The organism is Streptomyces sp. NPDC055078, from assembly GCF_053607985.1.
This window is the reverse complement of the sequence record NZ_JBSGUP010001083.1, coordinates 1-1,549: the sequence shown is the minus strand read 5'-3', so window position 1 is coordinate 1,549 and position 1,549 is coordinate 1. Positions and strand designations below refer to the sequence as shown.

The 1,549-nt window shown below is 70.9% G+C and carries 1 protein-coding gene and 1 pseudogene; one reads left to right on the top strand and one right to left on the bottom strand.

Annotation, left to right across the window (positions count from 1 at the left end):
• Window positions 1–2 precede the first annotated feature (2 nt).
• Window positions 3–818: an SOS response-associated peptidase gene (locus ACWF94_RS40320; RefSeq protein WP_453500245.1), complete on the bottom strand. Its 816-nt coding sequence runs from the start codon at window positions 816–818 to the stop codon at window positions 3–5.
• A 188-nt stretch (window positions 819–1,006) separates the two neighbouring features.
• Between ACWF94_RS40320 and ACWF94_RS40315 the strand changes: the two are divergent.
• Window positions 1,007–1,549, top strand: a pseudogene (locus ACWF94_RS40315) (hypothetical protein); the annotation flags it as partial.

Here is a 1,549-nt window from a genome sequence, read left to right as displayed (position 1 = left end):
AGCTAGAAGAGCGTGCCCTCCTCCGGGGCCGCCAGTTCCTCCAGCAGCTCCGGTCCGTTGTTGCGGACGTTGCTCACCGCCGTGGTCACCGCGTACGCCCGCATCAGCCCCTCGGGCGGCGGCTCCAGCAGCGACCGCAGCTCCTCCACATCCGTACGCGCCGGGTCCAGCCAGGCGTCCCAGCGGTCGGGTGTCAGCATCAGCGGCATCCGGGGGTGGATGTCGGACAGGGAGCGCGGGCCGTCCGCCGGGGCGACACCCAGCGGGCCCTGCTCCGCCTCGGTCGTGATGACCGTGCAGGTGGCCCACCACGCGCCCGGGTGGTCGTCGGGCAGTGTCCGGTCCCGCCAGAACTCGTACAGCCCCGCCATCGAGAACACCGACCCGTCGGCGGGCGTCACGAAGTACGGCTGCTTACGGGGCCGCTTCTTGCGCCCCCGCACCTCCAGCTCGCGTTCGTCCTCCCCGGTCACCCACTCGTAATACCCGTCGGCCGGCAGGATGCAGCGCCGGGCGGCGAAGGGGCGGCGGAACGACGGCTTCTCGTGCACCGTCTCCGCCCGTGCGTTGATCATCCGGGCCGCGCCCTCCGGCGTTTTCGACCAGGACGGTACGAGTCCCCACTTCAGCGCCCGGAGCTGGCGAACCGGCCGTGGGTCCGCCGCGTCCTTAAGAGGGCGTTCGAGGATCGCGTACACCGATTTGGTGGGGGCTACATTCCAGTCGGGAGCCAGTGTCTCCTCCGGCTCCCACTTCTCGGCCTCGAAGAGATCGGTGAGATCCTCGGGCCTCCGACTTGCCGCATACCGTCCACACATCTCAATCCACCCCTCCGACCTGCGAAAACGCAAGCTCGTTCCACCTCGGTCAGCACCGAATCAGCACGGTGCCGGGTCAGCGCCGGATCCATCACCTCGGCCGCCCGCCCCGTCGGGTCCGAGCCATCTGGACACGTCCAAGAGTGGCAGACCGTTCTGGTTGTATCCGGCGGCGGCCAGGCCGGTGCGTGCGCCGTCCGCGAGGTCGTACGCAACAGGTCCCGGTCCATGGTCTCGTCGAGGTTCAGCCGCGGCTGCCGGTCACCCGTACCTATCGCGGTGCTCACCGGCAGGCGTCGCCGCTCGCGGACCGTCTGGAGGGCCGCGTTCCCGTCGCGGGCGACTGCCCGCCGTACAGGGTGCCGGGCCATCCGCGTGGCGGGAGGACCGTCCGGTTCACCGGTCTGCCCGGCTCGGGCAAGTCCTCGGCAGCCGCCGCGCCGGCATCGCGGCTGACCGGGCCGGCGCAGGTGCTGGAGGTGTGCGTACGGCGCGACGTGAAGGTAGGACGGTACGCCAAGGCGAACGCCGGTCAGATCACCGGGACAGCCGGAATGACCGGGACGACTGGGACGACCGGGGTGGACGACCCGCACGAACCACCCGAAGCACCCAGGGCACCCGAGCCACCCGAAGCACCCAAGGCACCCGAGCCACCCAAGCTGCGGCTGCGTACCGACCGCCACGGCCTCGGCGAGTGCGTGGCGGGCCTGCTCGGCCTCCTTCGTGGG